The organism is Diplocloster agilis (assembly GCF_019042275.1).
Taxonomy (GTDB): domain Bacteria; phylum Bacillota; class Clostridia; order Lachnospirales; family Lachnospiraceae; genus Diplocloster; species Diplocloster agilis.
Map to the genome: position 1 here is coordinate 43,980 of NZ_JAHQCW010000018.1, position 18,057 is coordinate 62,036.

Consider the following 18,057-nt stretch of genomic DNA (forward strand, 5'->3'; position numbering starts at 1 on the left):
TGTCCCAAACCGAAATGGACATGTCCCGAACCGAAATGGACATGTCCCAGAATGATTAAGCGGAGTGGTACTTGCCGGTCATCGTCCGGATGGTAATCCGGATGATGCCGGTGTTTTTAACGGCCGCATCCGGTATGGGAGCCTCCGGCATATGTTCGATATATTTTGCGGCCAGCCGGCAGAGTATCTCGCGTTTCAGGCTGTAGGAATCAACGATCTGCGCATCGCCGGTTATAATGACGCTTTGATAGGCAGTATCTGCTTTGCAGGGCGTGGGGATGCTGCTGGTCAAAAGCGCGTCCAGCCGGTCGATCTCGAAGCAGACTTTAGGATTCCGGTTGATATGATCGAGCTTCTGCCCCTGGGAACGGCCGTGAAGATAGATGGCATTTTCGTAGTAGAGAAAGTGCACAGGAGCCGTGTAAGGATAGCCGTCGTCACAGAGCGTGGTTAAACGCCCTACAAGCTCTTCTGAAAGTAAGGTTTTCATTTCATCCATACTGAGAGGGAATTTTTGCATTCTGGGCTGCATGTTTTGTCTCCTTTCATGAAGCATCACCGAAGATATCCGGGATATCGTACAGCGTCATGGGAAAGTTCTCCTTATTTTATCATAGAACACGATAGATTGTGAACTCCAAAACAATATAGGGAATAGCGCAGATAGAAACATTTCCTTAAACTTCGCCGGTATAGAAATTACCGTTTACAGGTATGTGAATCCGGTTTTTTGTCTATCATCTTTTAAATAGAAGAAATACTATGGCCATATTCCGTCCAGAGATGAAAACGCCATAAAATCAGGCGGAAGACGGAGCCGGCCGACGGGAATTAAGAGCAAAAACAGGTTTGAAAAATTATAAAAATAAAGCTTGACACAAAAAATTCCCTGTGTTATCATGAAAAATGCACTATTGTGGTGACATATGCCTTCTATCTCTATGCCCTTTTGGAGGTGTATTGGTAGTACCAGGAAAACAGGCATTTAAAAATAAGCAAGGGGTGAAACGTCAATGGAGAAAAACAGAATACGTCCGATGCAAAGCGGCAGGAACGTCCGGATGAGCTATTCAAAACAAAAAGAAGTTCTGGAAATGCCCAACCTCATTGAAGTTCAGAAGGACTCTTACCAATGGTTTCTGGACGAAGGTCTGAAAGAAGTTTTTGAAGACATCTCTCCAATCGCTGATTACAGCGGTCAGTTGAGCTTGGAATTCGTAGATTTCGTTTTGTGCGAAGACGATGTGAAATATTCCATCGAAGAGTGCAAAGAGCGGGATGCTACTTATGCGGCGCCCTTAAAGGTCCGCGTGCGACTCTATAATAAAGAGAACGACGAGATCAACGAGCATGAGATTTTCATGGGTGATCTTCCTCTCATGACAGAAAACGGAACCTTCATTATCAATGGAGCGGAACGTGTTATTGTCAGCCAGTTGGTTCGTTCTCCCGGCATTTACTATGCGATCGGTCACGATAAGATCGGAAAAAGACTGTATTCTGCCACTGTGATTCCCAACCGTGGAGCATGGCTGGAATATGAGACAGACTCCAATGATGTTTTCTATGTCCGCGTGGACAGAACCAGAAAGGTGCCCGTAACCGTACTGGTGCGTGCGCTGGGATTCGGCACCAATGCGGAGATTATAGATCTGTTCGGTGAGGAACCGAAAATATTGGCTACATTGACGAAAGATACTGCTGAAAATTATCAGGAGGGTCTCTTAGAGTTATACAAAAAGATCCGTCCCGGCGAACCCCTGGCTGTTGAAAGCGCAGAAAGCCTTATCACCAGTATGTTCTTCGACCCCAGAAGATACGACCTGGCGAAAGTCGGCAGATATAAATTCAATAAAAAGCTGGCGCTCAAAAACCGGATCAGAGGAAAGGTTCTGGCTGAGGATGTAGTGGATGTCAACACCGGAGAGATTCTGGCGGAAGCCGGCATGGAAGTTACCCGCAGCCTGGCGGACGATATCCAGAATGCCGCGGTTCCCTTCGTGTGGATGCAGGGGGAAGAGCGCAATGTAAAAATCCTCTCCAATATGATGGTGGACATCACCAATTTTGTGGATGTAAAACCGAAAGAAGTAGGAATTACAGAATTAGTATACTACCCGGTATTGAAAAAAATACTGGAAGAAAATAGCGATTTGGAAGATATTAAGGAAGCGATCCGCAAGAATGTGCATGAACTGATTCCGAAGCACATTACGAAGGAGGATATCCTGGCTTCCATCAATTACAATATGCATCTGGAGCATGGCTTCGGAAATGACGACGATATCGACCATTTGGGCAACCGTCGTATCCGCGCCGTGGGCGAGCTGCTTCAGAACCAGTACCGGATCGGTCTGTCCAGACTGGAACGTGTGGTGCGGGAGCGTATGACGACCCAGGATCTGGAGGGGATCTCTCCCCAGTCCTTAATCAATATCAAACCGGTGACCGCGTCTGTGAAGGAATTCTTCGGAAGTTCCCAGCTGTCCCAGTTCATGGATCAGAATAACCCGCTGGGTGAGCTGACTCATAAGAGACGTCTGTCTGCATTGGGGCCGGGCGGCCTTTCCAGAGACCGTGCCGGATTTGAGGTCCGTGACGTACACTATTCCCATTACGGAAGAATGTGCCCCATCGAGACGCCTGAAGGTCCGAACATCGGATTGATCAACTCTCTTGCAACCTATGCAAGAATTAATGAATATGGTTTTATCGAAGCTCCTTACCGGAAAATCGATAAGAGCGACAAGCAGAACCCCATCGTCACCGAGGAAGTAGTCTACATGACCGCGGACGAGGAGGACAATTACCATGTGGCGCAGGCCAATGAGCCTCTGGACGCCGACGGACATTTCATCCATAAGTCGGTATCCGGCCGTTACCGCGAGGAGACGCAGGAATACGAGAGAAGCATGTTCGATTACATGGACGTATCCCCGAAGATGGTATTCTCCGTGGCTACCGCGCTGATCCCTTTCCTGGAAAATGATGATGCTAACCGTGCGCTGATGGGTTCCAACATGCAGCGTCAGGCGGTGCCGCTGCTGACTACGGAAGCCCCGATCGTGGGTACCGGTATGGAAGCTAAGACGGCGGCCGACTCCGGTGTCTGCGCGATCGCGAAGCATGCCGGCGTGGTGGAGCGCTCTGTTTCCAACGAAGTGGTGGTAAAATGCGATGATGGGACCAGAGATGTCTATCATCTGACCAAATTCTCCAGAAGTAACCAGAGTAACTGCTATAACCAAAGACCCGTGGTATTCAAGGGTGACCGGGTAGAAGTAGGGGATATCCTGGCGGACGGACCGTCCACCAACAATGGAGAAATCGCGCTGGGCAAGAATCCGCTGATTGGATTCATGACCTGGGAAGGTTATAACTACGAGGACGCCGTCCTGTTGAGCGAGCGTCTGGTACAGGAAGATGTATATACTTCTGTCCATATCGAAGAATATGAGGCGGAAGCCAGAGATACAAAGCTGGGGCCGGAAGAGATCACCAGAGATGTTCCGGGCGTCGGCGATGATGCGTTAAAGGATCTGGATGAGAGAGGTATTATCCGGATCGGCGCCGAGGTACGTGCGGGAGATATCCTGGTCGGTAAGGTTACCCCTAAGGGAGAGACCGAGCTGACCGCTGAGGAACGGCTTCTGCGGGCGATCTTCGGTGAGAAAGCAAGAGAAGTCAGGGATACTTCCCTGAAGGTTCCCCACGGCGAGTACGGTATCGTTGTGGATGCCAAGGTATTTACCAGAGAAAACGGCGATGAATTATCTCCGGGAGTGAATCAGGCGGTGCGGATTTACATCGCGCAGAAGAGAAAGATCTCCGTCGGCGATAAGATGGCAGGCCGTCACGGTAACAAGGGTGTGGTTTCCCGTATACTTCCGGTGGAGGATATGCCTTTCCTGCCCAACGGACGCCCCTTGGACATCGTATTGAACCCTCTGGGCGTGCCTTCCCGTATGAACATCGGACAGGTTTTGGAGATCCATTTAAGCCTGGCCGCAAAAGCGCTGGGATTCAAGATCGCGACGCCAGTATTCGACGGAGCGAATGAAAATGATATTATGGATACGCTGGAACTGGCCAATGACTATGTCAATCTGAGCTGGGATGAGTTTAAGGAGAAGCATGGAGATGAGCTTTTGCCGGATGTGCTGGATTATCTCTATGAAAACCGCGCTCACAGGAGCGAGTGGAAAGGTGTTCCGATCTCCAGAGACGGTAAAGTCCGTCTGCGGGACGGCCGGACCGGTGAATTCTTCGACAGTGCGGTAACGATCGGACACATGCACTACCTGAAGCTCCATCACCTGGTAGACGATAAGATCCATGCCCGTTCCACAGGCCCTTACTCCCTGGTTACGCAGCAGCCTCTGGGCGGAAAAGCTCAGTTCGGCGGACAGCGTTTCGGTGAGATGGAAGTTTGGGCGCTGGAAGCATATGGCGCCTCCTATACCCTGCAGGAAATCCTGACTGTGAAGTCGGATGATGTGGTAGGCCGTGTGAAGACTTACGAAGCGATCATCAAGGGCGACAACATCCCTGAACCCGGAATTCCGGAGTCCTTCAAGGTTCTGTTAAAAGAGCTGCAGTCCCTGGGCCTGGATGTCCGCGTACTGCGCGATGACAAGACCGAAGTGGAGATTATGGAAAGCACCGAGTACGGTGAGACAGATTTGCATTCAATCATTGAAGGCGACAACGGATTTGAGCCCGCTGCCAATGAATCCTTAGGCGAGTACGGATTCAGCAAGCAGGAATTTGATGATGGAGAGCTGGTAGACGTCGAGGAAGAGGAAGAGGATGAAGAAGAACTGTTCGAAATCGACGAAATCCTTGACGAAGAATAGAAGGAGGTACCCATAAATGCCGGAAACGACAAGCAGTGAAGCATATCAACCGATGACCTTTGATGCGATTCGAATCGGATTAGCGTCTCCCGAGAAGATCCGGGAATGGTCCAGAGGTGAAGTGAAAAAACCGGAAACAATCAATTACAGAACATTGAAACCGGAAAAAGACGGCTTGTTTTGTGAAAGAATTTTCGGGCCCAGCAAAGACTGGGAGTGCCATTGTGGTAAATACAAGAAAATCAGATACAAAGGCGTTGTCTGCGACCGATGCGGTGTTGAGGTAACCAAAGCATCCGTCCGCCGCGAGCGTATGGGCCACATCGAGCTGGCGGCTCCCGTGTCTCATATCTGGTACTTTAAAGGAATCCCCAGCCGTATGGGACTGATCCTGGATCTGTCACCCAGAACGCTGGAAAAAGTATTATATTTCGCCTCCTATATCGTATTGGAAAAAGGCGAGACCGATCTGCAGTACAAACAGGTCCTGACCGAGAAAGAATTCCAGGAGGCCAGGGATAAATACGGCAGCAAGTTCCGTGTCGGCATGGGCGCGGAAGCGATCAAAGAGCTTCTGGAAGCCATCGATCTGGAAAAAGAAGCCGCCGACCTGAAGAAAGGCTTAAAGGAGTCCACCGGCCAGAAACGCGCCAGAATCATCAAGAGACTGGAAGTCGTGGAGGCGTTCCGGGAATCCGGAAACCGTCCGGAATGGATGATCATGACAGTGATTCCGGTAATTCCCCCGGATCTGCGTCCTATGGTACAGCTGGATGGCGGCCGTTTCGCCACCTCCGACTTAAACGACCTGTACCGCAGAATTATCAACCGGAATAACCGTCTGCAAAGACTTTTGGATCTGGGCGCTCCGGATATCATCGTCAGAAATGAGAAGAGAATGCTCCAGGAGGCTGTGGACGCTCTGATCGATAACGGCAGAAGAGGCCGTCCGGTAACCGGTCCCGGTAACCGCGCGCTCAAGTCTCTGTCCGATATGTTAAAGGGTAAATCCGGACGTTTCCGGCAGAACCTGCTGGGCAAACGTGTAGACTACTCCGGGCGTTCCGTTATCGTGGTGGGACCGGAGCTTAAGATCTATCAGTGCGGTCTGCCCAAAGAAATGGCCATCGAGCTGTTCAAACCTTTCGTTATGAAGGAGCTGGTGTCCAACGGCACCTCTCACAATATAAAAAATGCCAAGAAGATGGTGGAACGTCTCCAGCCCGAAGTATGGGATGTACTGGAGGAAGTCATCAAAGAGCATCCGGTTATGTTAAACCGTGCTCCTACGCTGCACCGTCTGGGTATCCAGGCATTTGAGCCGATCCTGGTAGAGGGTAAGGCGATTAAACTGCATCCCCTTGTATGTACCGCTTACAACGCGGACTTCGACGGCGACCAGATGGCTGTCCATCTGCCCCTGTCCGTGGAAGCGCAGGCGGAGTGCCGTTTCCTCCTGCTCTCCCCCAACAACCTGCTGAAACCTTCCGACGGTGGTCCTGTGGCCGTTCCGTCTCAGGATATGGTGCTCGGGATCTACTATCTGACCCAGCACAGACCCGGCGTGTTAGGGGAAGGCAAGTGCTTTAAGAATGTAAACGAAGCGATCCTTGCTTATGAAAATAAAGCGCTGGATCTGCACGCTATGATCAAAGTCCGAATGACGAAGAAGATGCCCGACGGCAGAATCGTCACCGGCAATGTGGAATCGACCCTGGGCCGTTTCCTGTTCAATGAGATCCTGTCTCAGGATCTGGGCTTTGTGGACCGGAGCATTCCGGAGAACGAGCTGAAGCTGGAAGTGGATTTCCATGTAGGCAAAAAAGGCTTAAAACAGATATTGGAGCGCGTTATCAACACCCACGGCGCGACCAAGACTGCGGAAGTGCTGGATGATATCAAGGCAATGGGATATAAATATTCTACCCGTGCTGCTATGACGGTATCCATCTCCGACATGACGGTTCCTCCCCAGAAGCCGGAACTGATCGAAAAAGCGCAGGATACGGTGGATAAGATCACCAAAAACTATAAACGTGGTCTGATTACGGAAGAAGAGCGTTACAAAGAAGTAGTTGAGACCTGGAAAAATACAGATGACCAGCTGACCGAAGCACTGCTGTCCGGCCTGGATAAGTATAACAATATCTACATGATGGCCGACTCCGGAGCCCGTGGTTCCGATAAGCAGATCAAACAGCTGGCAGGAATGCGTGGTCTGATGGCAGATACGACCGGACGTACCATCGAGCTGCCCATCAAGTCCAATTTCCGTGAAGGTCTGGACGTACTGGAATATTTCATGTCCGCCCATGGAGCCAGAAAGGGTCTGTCCGATACGGCGCTTCGTACCGCTGACTCCGGTTACCTGACCAGACGTCTGGTAGACGTCTCCCAGGATCTGATTATCCGTGAGGTAGACTGCTGCGAGGGCAAAGAGATCCCGGGCATGTTCGTAAAAGCGTTCATGGACGGTAAGGAAGAGATCGAAAGCCTGCAGGAGAGAATTACCGGCAGATACGCTGCGGAAACCATCGTGGACGCCGAAGGAAATGTTATTGTAAAAGCAAACCATATGATTACGCCCAAACGGGCAGCCAATGTGGTGAATAACGGTGTGGATGAGAAGGGCCGGCCTCTTGACAAGGTTAAGATCCGTACGATTCTGACCTGTAAATCCCATATCGGTATCTGCGCGAAGTGCTACGGCGCCAACATGGCGACCGGAGAAGCCGTTCAGGTCGGTGAGGCGGTCGGTATTATCGCCGCTCAGTCCATCGGCGAGCCCGGTACACAGCTGACCATGCGTACGTTCCATACGGGCGGTGTGGCCGGTGATGATATCACACAGGGTCTTCCCCGTGTCGAGGAGCTTTTCGAGGCCAGAAAGCCGAAGGGCCTCGCGATTATCTCCGAGTTCGCAGGCATCGCCACCATTAAAGATACCAAGAAGAAACGTGAGATCGTCGTCAGCAATAACGACACCGGCGAGTCCAAAACCTATCTGATCCCTTACGGTTCCAGAATCAAGGTGACAGACGGCCAGGAACTGGAAGCCGGAGATGAGCTGACCGAAGGTAGCGTAAATCCCCACGACCTGTTAAAGATCAAGGGCGTCCGCGCGGTTCAGGATTATATGATCCAGGAAGTACAAAGAGTTTACCGCCTGCAGGGTGTGGAAATCAATGATAAGCATATCGAAGTCATCGTCCGCCAGATGCTTAAGAAGGTCCGTATCGAGAATAACGGAGACGCGGAATTCCTTCCGGGTACCATGGTTGACGTGCTGGATTACGATGAGATGAACCAGAAGCTGACGGAAGAGGGCAAAGAGCCCGCGGAAGGCAAGCAGATCATGCTGGGTATCACCAAAGCATCCCTGGCGACGAATTCCTTCCTGTCGGCAGCATCCTTCCAGGAGACCACCAAGGTTCTGACCGAGGCGGCGATCAAGGGCAAGGTTGATCCGCTGATCGGATTGAAGGAAAATGTTATCATCGGTAAGTTAATCCCCGCGGGTACCGGCATGAAGCGTTATCGGAACGTGAAGCTGGACTGCGATATGGATGAGTATGATGATATCGAGTTGTCTGAAGATTATGAGGAACTGGAAGAGATCGAGGAAGAATTGATCTCTGTAGAGGAAGAATAAATAGATCCGGCCGGAATCCGCTGATGCGGGGAACGGCCGGTTTTTTTGCGAGGGCCGGGAGGAGAGCGAAACGGCGCTGCCTTGCGGGTGCGGGCGTGCTAACTTAGCGTTCTTCCTGAGGGGCTTCGCATGTCCGCTGCTTAGAGCCTGGAACCGCGGGCGGTATACAGGGACGCTCCGGGCGGCCGGGTTCTTTTGTATCTCCCTGAGAGCGCGGAGGGCTTGCGCTGGTATCCGCTAAGGGGAATCGAAAAGCCGGGTTCAGGAACCGAGCCTATTCACCAGGAACACGTGATGTGTTCCCGGTTCAGAGGCTCTTGCCCGTCGGACGTGAAGTCCGCCGGTCATCCTGAACCCGGCTTTCCGATTCCCCAAAGCGGATACACAGCCGCCCTATGCGCTCCCAGGGAGATACAAAAGACCCCGGCCGCCCGGAGCGTCCCCGGATACCGCCCGCGGTTCCAAGCCCTAAGCAGCGGGCCTACGAAGCCCCCGGGAAGAACACTAAGTTAGTGCGACAGCCTCTGGTGAATAGGCCCGGTCATCCTGAACCCGGCTTTCCGATTCCACTTAGCGGTCACCAGCACAAGCCCACCGTGCTCCCGGGGAGACACAAAAGAAACCGGCTGGAGACACATAAGAATCCGGCTGCAGGGAGCATTCCGGGACACCGATACACACACCGGCCCTGAACAGTGGACATACCCCAACCCGAGAAAGACTCTCAAAAACGGCCGGGGGCTTTTTTTATTTTATGGAAAAGTGTTCCTATGGAATAAAAAGAATAGGAAGATGCTGTTTGCACTTTTGTCTATAAATGACAAAAAAATAAACATTTCGGATAAAAATAGGCATATATAACCAAAAGCCAATCTTCTATAATGACATTATCGATTGAAACAAGTATAGGAGGAACAGGGATGAAAAGAAAAATATTAGCACTTTTGCTGGGGGTGGCAATGGCGGTTACGGCCGCGGGCTGCAAAGGATCAGACGATGCGGCGGCCGGTACGGGTAAAGCTACTGCGGACGCTGCCGAAAAGGGAAATGACGCGGATGCGACGGGAGCCGGTGAAGACAAGCCGGAGACGGTTCTTACCTTCATGGCCGTGGGTGGCTCCAATGAGCAGGCGTTTACCGATGTGGTTACAGCCGCCGCCGATCTTTTCAATGCGGGCAATGACTTTAACGCGAAGATCGAGCTGGAGTGGTATGAAAATGAGCAGTATAAGACAAAGCTCGCTACCCTTATGACCCAGAATGATGTGACGGATATCTTCTTCACCTGGGAGGCTGGCTTCATGGAGGATTATGTGAACAGCGGCAAGGTGTATTCTCTCAGTGAAGGACTGAACGCTGACAGCGAATGGATGGGACGCTTCAATGACGGTGTCTTTGATGCGGTTACTTTTGATAGCCAGATTTATGCGGTTCCCATGGGCCAGGCGATTGTACCGGTTTACTACAACACCCAAATGTTCATGGATAATAACGTGGAGGTCCCCACGACCTGGGAGGAGTTCATGAATGCGGTCAAGACCTTTAAGGACGCGGGGGTGGTTCCGGTCTCCATGGCCTGCCAGGATGCTTGGGTACCCGGACAGCTGCTGCTGGAATTATCCGGCGGAGCCGCGGGCAAGGAACTGTTCGACGACATCGTAACCGGCAAAACCACCTGGGATGATCCCCGCTATGTGGAAACCGGAGAATTGCTCCAGGAGATGGTGACGGCCGGCGCATTCCCGGAAAGCTTCTTGGGACTTGCCTATGATGAAGGAAGAAGCCTGTTCACAAGCCAGAAAGCGGCTATGTACCCCATGGGAACCTGGGATACGTCGGCGGTGATCGAGGGGATGGGCGGCACGGATCATATAGGGGTATTCCTGCTTCCGGCAAAGAACCCGGAATACGGCGACGTACATATCGCGTCTGTGGAGAAGTTATTCGCGGTCAGCGAAAAGTGTGAAAACAAAGAAGCGGCAATGGCGTTCCTGAAATTGTTATCCGATCCTAAGATCCAGGAAAAATACATAGTGGACTGTGGAGCGCTCTCCGCCACAAATCTGCAGATCGACGAATCTAAGGTAGATCCGGTAACCGCTCAGATTATGAAGCTCCAGGGACAGGTGAAAAAAGCCCTCACTCCCATGGACCGGCAGTTCGGGGCAAATGTGGGAGGAGAATTTAATAATATCTCTCTGGCCATCGCCGGAGGCAAAGATGCAAAGGAACAGTTCACGGCACTGCAAAAATATGCGGAGCAGGAAGCCGAGCAGTAACAGGCGGTAGAAATGGGCCGGCAATCTGTAGTCAGAACCGCAGATTGCCGGCTCTCTTTACCGGAAAGGAGAAAAAGGATGGATAAGATCCTCAGCAAAAAAAAATATATTGCATTGTTTGTGGGACCGGCTTTCCTCATGTATCTATTATTCGGGCTGATTCCGATCCTGTATAATCTTTATTTGAGCCTCTTTAAAACCAATTTATTAGGGGATTCCACTTTTGTGGGGCTGAAAAATTATATTCACCTGTTTCAGGACCAGTTCTTCCGGCAGGCGGTAGCCAATAACCTGAAGTTCGTACTCGGGTCCTATGCGGCCCACATGCTGCTGGCACTGCTGTTGTCCAACATTTTATTCCAGAAAATAAAGGGCAGCAGATTGTTCCAAAGTGTTTATTTTATGCCCTCGGTTATATGCGGCACGGCCATCGGAATGCTGTGGACCTTTATCTACCACCCGGACTTTGGACTGGTAAACGGTTTCCTAAAGGCGGTAGGCCTGGAATCCAGTGTCCGTATCTGGCTGGCGGATGAGAAGACGGTAATTCCGGCGCTGATCGTCGTCACTATGTGGCAATTTGTGGGATACCATATGGTGATACAGCTTGCGGGCATGAAGAATATCGACGCGGTTTTGTATGAGGCGGCTTCGATAGACGGCGCCAGCCGCTGGCAGCAGTTTACCAGAATCACCTTCCCTCTGATGAAGCCTATCCTGAAAATCGATTCGGTGCTGATCGTAACCGGATCGCTGAAATTATATGATCTGGTGGCCGTAACCACCTCAGGAGGCCCGAATCACGCCAGTGAGGTGTTATCCACCTATATGTTTACCCAGGGATTCAAAGCCTTGAAATTCGGTTATTCCAGTACGATCGCCACCATGCTGCTGGTATTGTGTATCGGCGCGACGCTGATCATCAACCTGGTATTCTCCGGCAAAAAAACGGATTACTAGGCGGGAGGAAAGTATGAATAGACAAAGGGTATTGACTATATTAAAATATATGATATTGGTTTTATTTTTGATCGCCTGCCTTTATCCGCTGCTCTGGCTTATTATGAACTCTTTTAAGACACAGGAGGAATTATTTACGAATACCTGGGGATTTCCCCACGTATGGACCCTGGAGAATTATAAGCATGCGGTGGTCGACGGCAAGATCGGGATCTATTTCCTGAACTCTGTGGTGGTAAGCGTTATATCTGTAGCCGGGACCATTGTTTTGTCGGTCATGGCTTCCTATGGGGTGACGCGGTTGAAATGGAAGCTTTCCAAGACAACGCTCAGCATTTTTTTACTGGGACTGATGATCCCGGCCTATGGTTCCGTGATTCCTCTGTATTCCATATTTAATAAAATGGGAATACTCAACACCTATCTGGCCGTAATCATTCCCCACATCACCTTTGCGCTGCCCACCGCAATCTTTATCCTGACCGGTTTCTTCATAGCCGTGCCAAGGGAGCTTGAGGAGGCGGCCATCATAGACGGCTGTTCCCTGTTCCAGGCGTTTCGCAGAGTGGTAACGCCGGTGGTGGTTCCGGGGATTGTGACGGTTACGGTTATTTCTTTTATCAATATCTGGAATGACTTATTGTTCTCCCAGATCTTCCTGACGGATAAAAAGAAAATGCCGCTGCCGATCGGGCTGACGGAATTTCAGGGGATTTATTCCACGGATTATGTGGGGATGATCGCGGCGATCGTGATCACGGTAATTCCGGTTATTATCGTATATGTCATATTGCATGAAAAAATCATAGACGGCATGATCGCAGGCGCTGTGAAAGGATAGGCGCGCCCGGAAAAAGGGCGGGCAGCTTGGCGGGTGAGATACCCGCATGGGGGGAAATTCATGAAATTGCTCATAGTCGATGACGAAATGATTATCCGGCAGGGCCTGATGGCTCTTCCATGGGAGAAGGCGGGGATTACGAAGACGAAGGTGGCGGACAATGGGGTGGACGCTTTGAAACTGATTTCCGATTACCATCCGGATATTATCATCACAGATATCCGGATGCCGGGACTGGACGGTCTTCAGCTGGCCAGAGAGATCGCCTCCGGGGAACGCAGCTGTAAGCTGATCCTGCTGTCCGGATACGGCACCTTTGAGTACGCGAAACAGGCCATCAATACCGGCGTGTTTGATTATCTGCTGAAGCCGTCAAACCCGGATGAAATCCTGGAGACGGTGCGCCGGGCGGTCAAAGAACTGGGGCAGGACTCGGCGCGCATACGCAGGGAAAATATGGAACAGGCCAGGGACGAAGTGTTTTCCGCCGGCGGTGACGGCGGGATCAAATGGATATTGGACTATATAGAAAAAAACTACATGAACGAAATCACCCTGACCTCCCTGGCCGAATATACGCATTTCTCCACGACATATCTGAGCAGGCTGATTAAAAAGGAGACCAATTACAATTTTACAAAGATTCTGGGCCTTATGCGGATGCTCAAAGCGGCAGAACTGCTGGCCAACACGGACCTGAAGATCTATGCGATCTGCGGAAAGATCGGTATCAACGACCAGCGTTACTTCAGCCAGATGTTCCGCAGGACCTTTGGCAAAACGCCGATGGAATACCGCAGCTGCTGTGCGGGCAGATCGGAAGGCAGTCTGATGGAATTTATCCGAAGCAACAGCGGGGGAGAGGTATGAAAAGAACGCTGGAAAAAATAAAACGTTTCTTTGGAAATCTGCCGATCCAGACCAAGCTGATTGTCATAATGATAGGTTTGGTTTTTCTTTCCGTGGTTTCCTTAGCCACCTATTTTTATAAAACTTCCTCCACGCTGATACTTGATAATTCCAGACATTATATACAGAATACTATGAGCCAGATTGGCAAAAATATTGATCATAATATCGAATCCATCGACAAGGTATTATTCGACATCTCCACCAACCGGGAGATCCAGGAGCGGTTAAAGCTGGTTAATCAAAATAAGCTGGATGCCTATGAGGAGGTTGAAGTCGGTAATGATATTAAAAATAAACTGATCAGCCAGATTACAAAGGAAAGCGTCATAGGCGCGGCCTTTCTTTACCGGCTGGACGGAACCGTCTATGTGACCAAGGATACCAACTATCCGGAACCATTGGAGCTTCCCAAAGGAGTTATCTTCGATGCGAAAGGATCGAATGTATGGTTTGATCCCGATCCCTCAATATCCGTGATTCCGGTTGGAAAAATGATATACAGTCTTACGAATCAGAAACCTTTGGGATATATTATCCTATATGTGGATGCGGAATATATTGAAAATGTGTTCCAAAATATTGTGTTTACGAAAAACGACCAGATATTTCTGGTGAACTCCGACGGCGGTATCCTGCTGGGGGATTCGGGCGGGGAGCCCTTTTCTATAGAGCTGCTCTCAGATAAGCAGGGGGACGGCCTGGTGCGGCGTGTCAGGATAGCCGACGTCAATAAGCAGGTGTGCTCCGTTGCTTTAAAAAACGTGGACTGGATGCTGGTCAGCATCTCGGAGGATGAGAAATATAATGAGCAGCTTCGAAATCTGCAGCAAATAACCATAGGCCTTCTCGTACTGATCCTGGCGGTCATTACTGTGTTGAGCATCTGGGTGGCGCGCGGGATATCCCGTCCGGTAAAGGAGCTGGCCAATGCGATGGGACAGTTTGCCAAAGGGGATTTTGATATCCATACCACGGAGAAATATAATGACGAGGTGGGACAGCTCCACAAAAGCTTTAATAAAATGGTTACCGACATGAAGAGCCTGGTCCATGATGTGTATGAGGAGAAGAGCCTGAAGCAGCAGGCGCAGATCAAGGCGCTGCAAATGCAGATTAATCCCCATTTTCTGTATAACACGCTGGACACGATCCATTGGCTGGCCAACCTACACCAAGAGACGGATATCGCGGAGGTGTCAAGGAGTCTGGGCTATCTGATGCGTTTTTCATTGAGGGAAGAGGAGCTGGTCAGCTTCGAGGAAGAGCTGGATGCGGTGGAAGCCTATATGCGGATTCAGAAATACCGTTACGGCGATTCCCTCAAAATAGACATTGATGTGGAAGAAGAAGTCCTGTATGAAAATGTACCGCGCCATATCATGCTGCCGCTGATTGAAAACGGAATTGAACATGGCCTGTCAAAAAAGCAGGGGGAGAAGCAGATACGGATCACAGGACGGATGTTAAAAGAGAGCATCCTGATTAAGATAAGCGACAACGGCATCGGGATGAATGAGGAGACGGTACGCCATATCCTGGAAGACCCGATCGACAGGAAAAAGGGAAAGCACATGTCCATCGGTGTCCAGAACGTGCATAAACGTCTGAAGCTGCGGTTTGGAGAGAGCTTTGGTCTTAGGATTCAGAGCAGGGAGCAGGAGGGGACCTGTGTGACGATAGAAATTCCCATTGAGGAGGAAAATCATGAAATTTTATAAAGATCAGCCGGGTGTCTGGTGTCTGAACCGGGGCTGGAAATTCAAGGAGACGGATTGTAAGGATCTGCCGTGCGGTATACGGCATGATGATATTTATGATTATACAAAGGCGGGCGGCGCCAAGGGCCCTGCGGAGCTGTCCTTTGATGATTCGGACTGGAAGCCGGTGAGCCTGCCCCATGACTGGGTGACGGGAAAGTCCTTTGATGCACAGGCCTCCCCGAATCACGGCTATAAAAAGCGGGGGACCGGATGGTACCGGCTCAAATTCCGGCTTTCGGAAGAAGACCGGAATCAGCAGATCCTTTTGGAATTTGAGGGCCTAAGCAGCAAAGCCTTTATCTATATAAACGGTACGCTGTGCAAACGGCAGTTCTATGGCTATAACAGCTTTTGCGTGGATATCACCGATATGGTCTGCTTCGCTCCCGCGGTCAACCTGCTGGCGGTCAGGATCGAAGCGGACGCCTGGGAGGGCTGGTGGTATGAGGGGGCAGGAATCTACCGGAATGTCTGGATGGTCAAAAAAAGCCCGGTTCATATCGCATACCAGGGAGTATATGTAAAACCGGAACAACAAGCGGACGGTACCTGGAAACTGGACGTAGAGACAGAGGTTGAAAACAGCTTCGGACAGGAGCGGGAGATGAAGCTTGAGGCGGCCCTGTATCTGGATGGGAATAAGAAGCAGGAGCTCCCCTGTGTGAGCGGGACTGTGCCGGGATATGAGAGAATCCGATATCATCAAAGTATCATCGTGAAGCAGGCGGATATCTGGAACACAGAGAATCCGGTCCTCTATGAAGTGCGGTCGGTCTGCAGCGTAACGAACGGGGAACAAGCCGCCGGGCCGAATGAGATCACCAGTCCGGACACCAGCTTTGAATCACAGGATTATCTGAATACAAGATTCGGCTTCCGCACGATCCGCCTCGATGCAGACACCGGATTCTGGCTCAACGGTGAGAATATGAAATTAAGGGGCTTCTGCTGCCATCAGGATCATGCGGGGACAGGAGTGGCGGTTCCCTATGCGCTCAAGGAATACCGGATACGGCGTTTGAAGAAGCTGGGAGCAAATGCTTACCGGTGCGCCCACAATCCCGACCCGGAGATCCTGGACATCTGTGACCGGCTGGGAATGCTGGTGATGGAAGAGAACCGGACATTTTCCTCCGATGAGGATACCCTGGCCCAGGTGAGGGGGATCATCCGCAATGCCAGGAATCACCCCAGCGTGATCCTGTATTCCATTTTCAATGAGGAGCCGTTACAGGGGACGCTTCGCGGCGGACGCATGGCGGGCAGGCTTCGAAGGGCGGTTCACGAAATGGACTCCACAAGGCCGGTGTTAGGAGCCTTTAACGGAGGCTATCTGGAAGAAGAGGGCGCGGCCCTGTCTCTGGATGCGGTGGGAATCAACTACAACCCGATGCGCTATGATGAGTTTCACCGAAAGTTTCCTAATATACCGCTGGTGGGATCTGAGACGGCCAGCGCCTACATGGTCCGCGGTGAATATGAGAACGACGAAGAACGTCATAAGATCGCAAGCTATGATGAATCCTGCGCGCCCTGGGGCGATACGCACAGGGACGCGTGGCGGTGGATCATGGAGCGGCAGTTTGTGGCGGGCGGTTTTATCTGGACCGGATTTGATTACCGGGGAGAGCCCACCCCCTTTGAATGGCCCTCTGTGGCAACCTTCTTCGGAACCTACGATTCCTGCGGATTTCCCAAGGAAGCCTGTTATTTATATCAGGCATTCTGGACAAATGAGCCTATGGTGCATCTGGCGGCGCCGTGGGGACAGGGGAGTATGCCCGGCGAACCGGTGAAGGTGCTGATCATATCGAATTGTCAGGAAGTGGAAATTACGGTAAATGGCCGGCTGGTTCAGAGGAAGCCGGCAGACCGGTACCAACCGGAACTGATCCATGTTCCCTATGAGAGCGGCAATCTGAAAGCCGTAGGATTCAGGGACGGGAAGCCGGTGGCGGAGCATACGCTTACGGCGGCCCGGAAGGCTTATGCGCTGCGGATCGAAACCAGCGGCACGCAGCTTCGGGGAGATGGTTTGGACGCCCTTGTCGTTAATGTCTGTGCGGTGGATGAGGAAGGAAATGTGGTTTCGGACGCGGACCAGACCGTATCCTTCGAAATAAGCGGAGGCGCTGAACTGATCGGCACCGGCAACGGAGATCCCAACTCTCACGAGCCGGATACCGCTCCATACCGGAAACTGTTTCACGGTTACGCCCAGGCAGTGATACGAAACTGCGGCTTAGATACCGTTTATATCCGCGTCACGGCGGAGGGATTAAAGGAAGACAGCGTGTCCCTTCCGGTGCGGCGGATACCGCATATCCCGTATGTGGAAGAGGCGAAAGACACGGTAGTGGAAGGCTGGAGGATGTATCACCAGCTTCTTGACCGGCGGCCGGATACCCTGTTTAGCGCCGATGTCAACGATAGAAACAGCTTTGAGCCTATCGAGTTTCACGGCAGGCCTCAGAGCGAGTTTACCGGGAAGCTGAACAAATTCGGGGTTTATCAAACCCGGCTGTCCCTAACGGAGAACCATGGAAACAGATACCTGTATTTCCCGGATATCAAAGGCCAGGTCTGGGTTTACCTGAACGATGAACAAGCGGCAGAGCGGGTTTTGCAGACCTTGGGAGCGATGAAGGTGGAGATACCGGCCGCGTTTGGCAAAACGGGAATCTGCACCGTGGTCATTCGCAATCAGAATACGGAAAACAGGGAGGCGGGTATCTGCGCCCCGGTAATTCTGAGTGAGGACAACGGTTTAACACCGGAAGAATAAGGGAACTGCGGC

Annotated in this window: 9 protein-coding genes; 8 read left to right on the forward strand and 1 reads right to left on the reverse strand. The window is 51.3% G+C overall.

Going from position 1 to position 18,057, the window contains the following annotated elements; genetic code table 11:
• Positions 1–55: 55 nt before the first annotated feature.
• Positions 56–532: a pyridoxamine 5'-phosphate oxidase family protein gene (locus tag KTH89_RS11905; RefSeq protein ID WP_238721853.1), complete on the reverse strand. Its 477-nt coding sequence runs from the start codon at positions 530–532 to the stop codon at positions 56–58.
• Between the two features lie 481 nt (positions 533–1,013).
• Here KTH89_RS11905 and rpoB point away from each other — a divergent pair, with 481 nt between their 5' ends.
• The 8 genes from rpoB (at position 1,014) to KTH89_RS11945 (ending at position 18,045) form a co-directional block, all read left to right on the forward strand.
• Positions 1,014–4,856 carry a DNA-directed RNA polymerase subunit beta gene (gene rpoB / locus KTH89_RS11910; RefSeq protein WP_158347469.1) on the forward strand — a complete coding sequence of 1,281 codons (3,843 nt, stop codon included), beginning with the start codon at positions 1,014–1,016 and terminating at the stop codon, positions 4,854–4,856.
• 16 nt (positions 4,857–4,872) lie between these two features.
• Complete coding sequence (gene rpoC / locus KTH89_RS11915) at positions 4,873–8,508, forward strand: DNA-directed RNA polymerase subunit beta' (RefSeq protein WP_158347467.1); 3,636 nt, start codon at positions 4,873–4,875, stop codon at positions 8,506–8,508.
• A 920-nt stretch (positions 8,509–9,428) separates the two neighbouring features.
• Entirely contained in the window at positions 9,429–10,787 is a 1,359-nt protein-coding gene (locus KTH89_RS11920) for an extracellular solute-binding protein (RefSeq protein ID WP_238721854.1), read from the forward strand.
• A 78-nt stretch (positions 10,788–10,865) separates the two neighbouring features.
• The gene (locus KTH89_RS11925; RefSeq protein ID WP_238721855.1) at positions 10,866–11,747 is read left to right on the forward strand and encodes a carbohydrate ABC transporter permease; all 882 of its coding nucleotides are present in this window, start codon (positions 10,866–10,868) and stop codon (positions 11,745–11,747) included.
• A gap of 13 nt (positions 11,748–11,760) precedes the next feature.
• Positions 11,761–12,588 (forward strand): carbohydrate ABC transporter permease, encoded by an 828-nt coding sequence (locus KTH89_RS11930; RefSeq protein WP_238721856.1) that lies wholly within the window; start codon positions 11,761–11,763, stop codon positions 12,586–12,588.
• Between the two features lie 60 nt (positions 12,589–12,648).
• Entirely contained in the window at positions 12,649–13,458 is an 810-nt protein-coding gene (locus KTH89_RS11935) for a response regulator transcription factor (protein WP_158345021.1), read from the forward strand.
• A complete protein-coding gene (locus KTH89_RS11940; protein WP_238721857.1) occupies positions 13,455–15,218 on the forward strand; it encodes a cache domain-containing sensor histidine kinase in 1,764 nt (587 codons plus the stop codon). Before KTH89_RS11935 ends, KTH89_RS11940 begins: the two co-directional genes overlap by 4 nt.
• Positions 15,205–18,045: a glycoside hydrolase family 2 TIM barrel-domain containing protein gene (locus KTH89_RS11945; RefSeq protein WP_238721858.1), complete on the forward strand. Its 2,841-nt coding sequence runs from the start codon at positions 15,205–15,207 to the stop codon at positions 18,043–18,045. The genes KTH89_RS11940 and KTH89_RS11945 overlap by 14 nt, the downstream gene beginning before the upstream one ends.
• Positions 18,046–18,057: the final 12 nt, after the last annotated feature.

Coding starts and splice junctions, on each gene's coding strand:
- KTH89_RS11905 (WP_238721853.1), bottom strand. CDS start 532: ATGCAGCCCAGAATGCAAAAATTCCCTCTCAGTATGGATGAAATGAAA.
- rpoB (WP_158347469.1), top strand. CDS start 1,014: ATGGAGAAAAACAGAATACGTCCGATGCAAAGCGGCAGGAACGTCCGG.
- rpoC (WP_158347467.1), top strand. CDS start 4,873: ATGCCGGAAACGACAAGCAGTGAAGCATATCAACCGATGACCTTTGAT.
- KTH89_RS11920 (WP_238721854.1), top strand. CDS start 9,429: ATGAAAAGAAAAATATTAGCACTTTTGCTGGGGGTGGCAATGGCGGTT.
- KTH89_RS11925 (WP_238721855.1), top strand. CDS start 10,866: ATGGATAAGATCCTCAGCAAAAAAAAATATATTGCATTGTTTGTGGGA.
- KTH89_RS11930 (WP_238721856.1), top strand. CDS start 11,761: ATGAATAGACAAAGGGTATTGACTATATTAAAATATATGATATTGGTT.
- KTH89_RS11935 (WP_158345021.1), top strand. CDS start 12,649: ATGAAATTGCTCATAGTCGATGACGAAATGATTATCCGGCAGGGCCTG.
- KTH89_RS11940 (WP_238721857.1), top strand. CDS start 13,455: ATGAAAAGAACGCTGGAAAAAATAAAACGTTTCTTTGGAAATCTGCCG.
- KTH89_RS11945 (WP_238721858.1), top strand. CDS start 15,205: ATGAAATTTTATAAAGATCAGCCGGGTGTCTGGTGTCTGAACCGGGGC.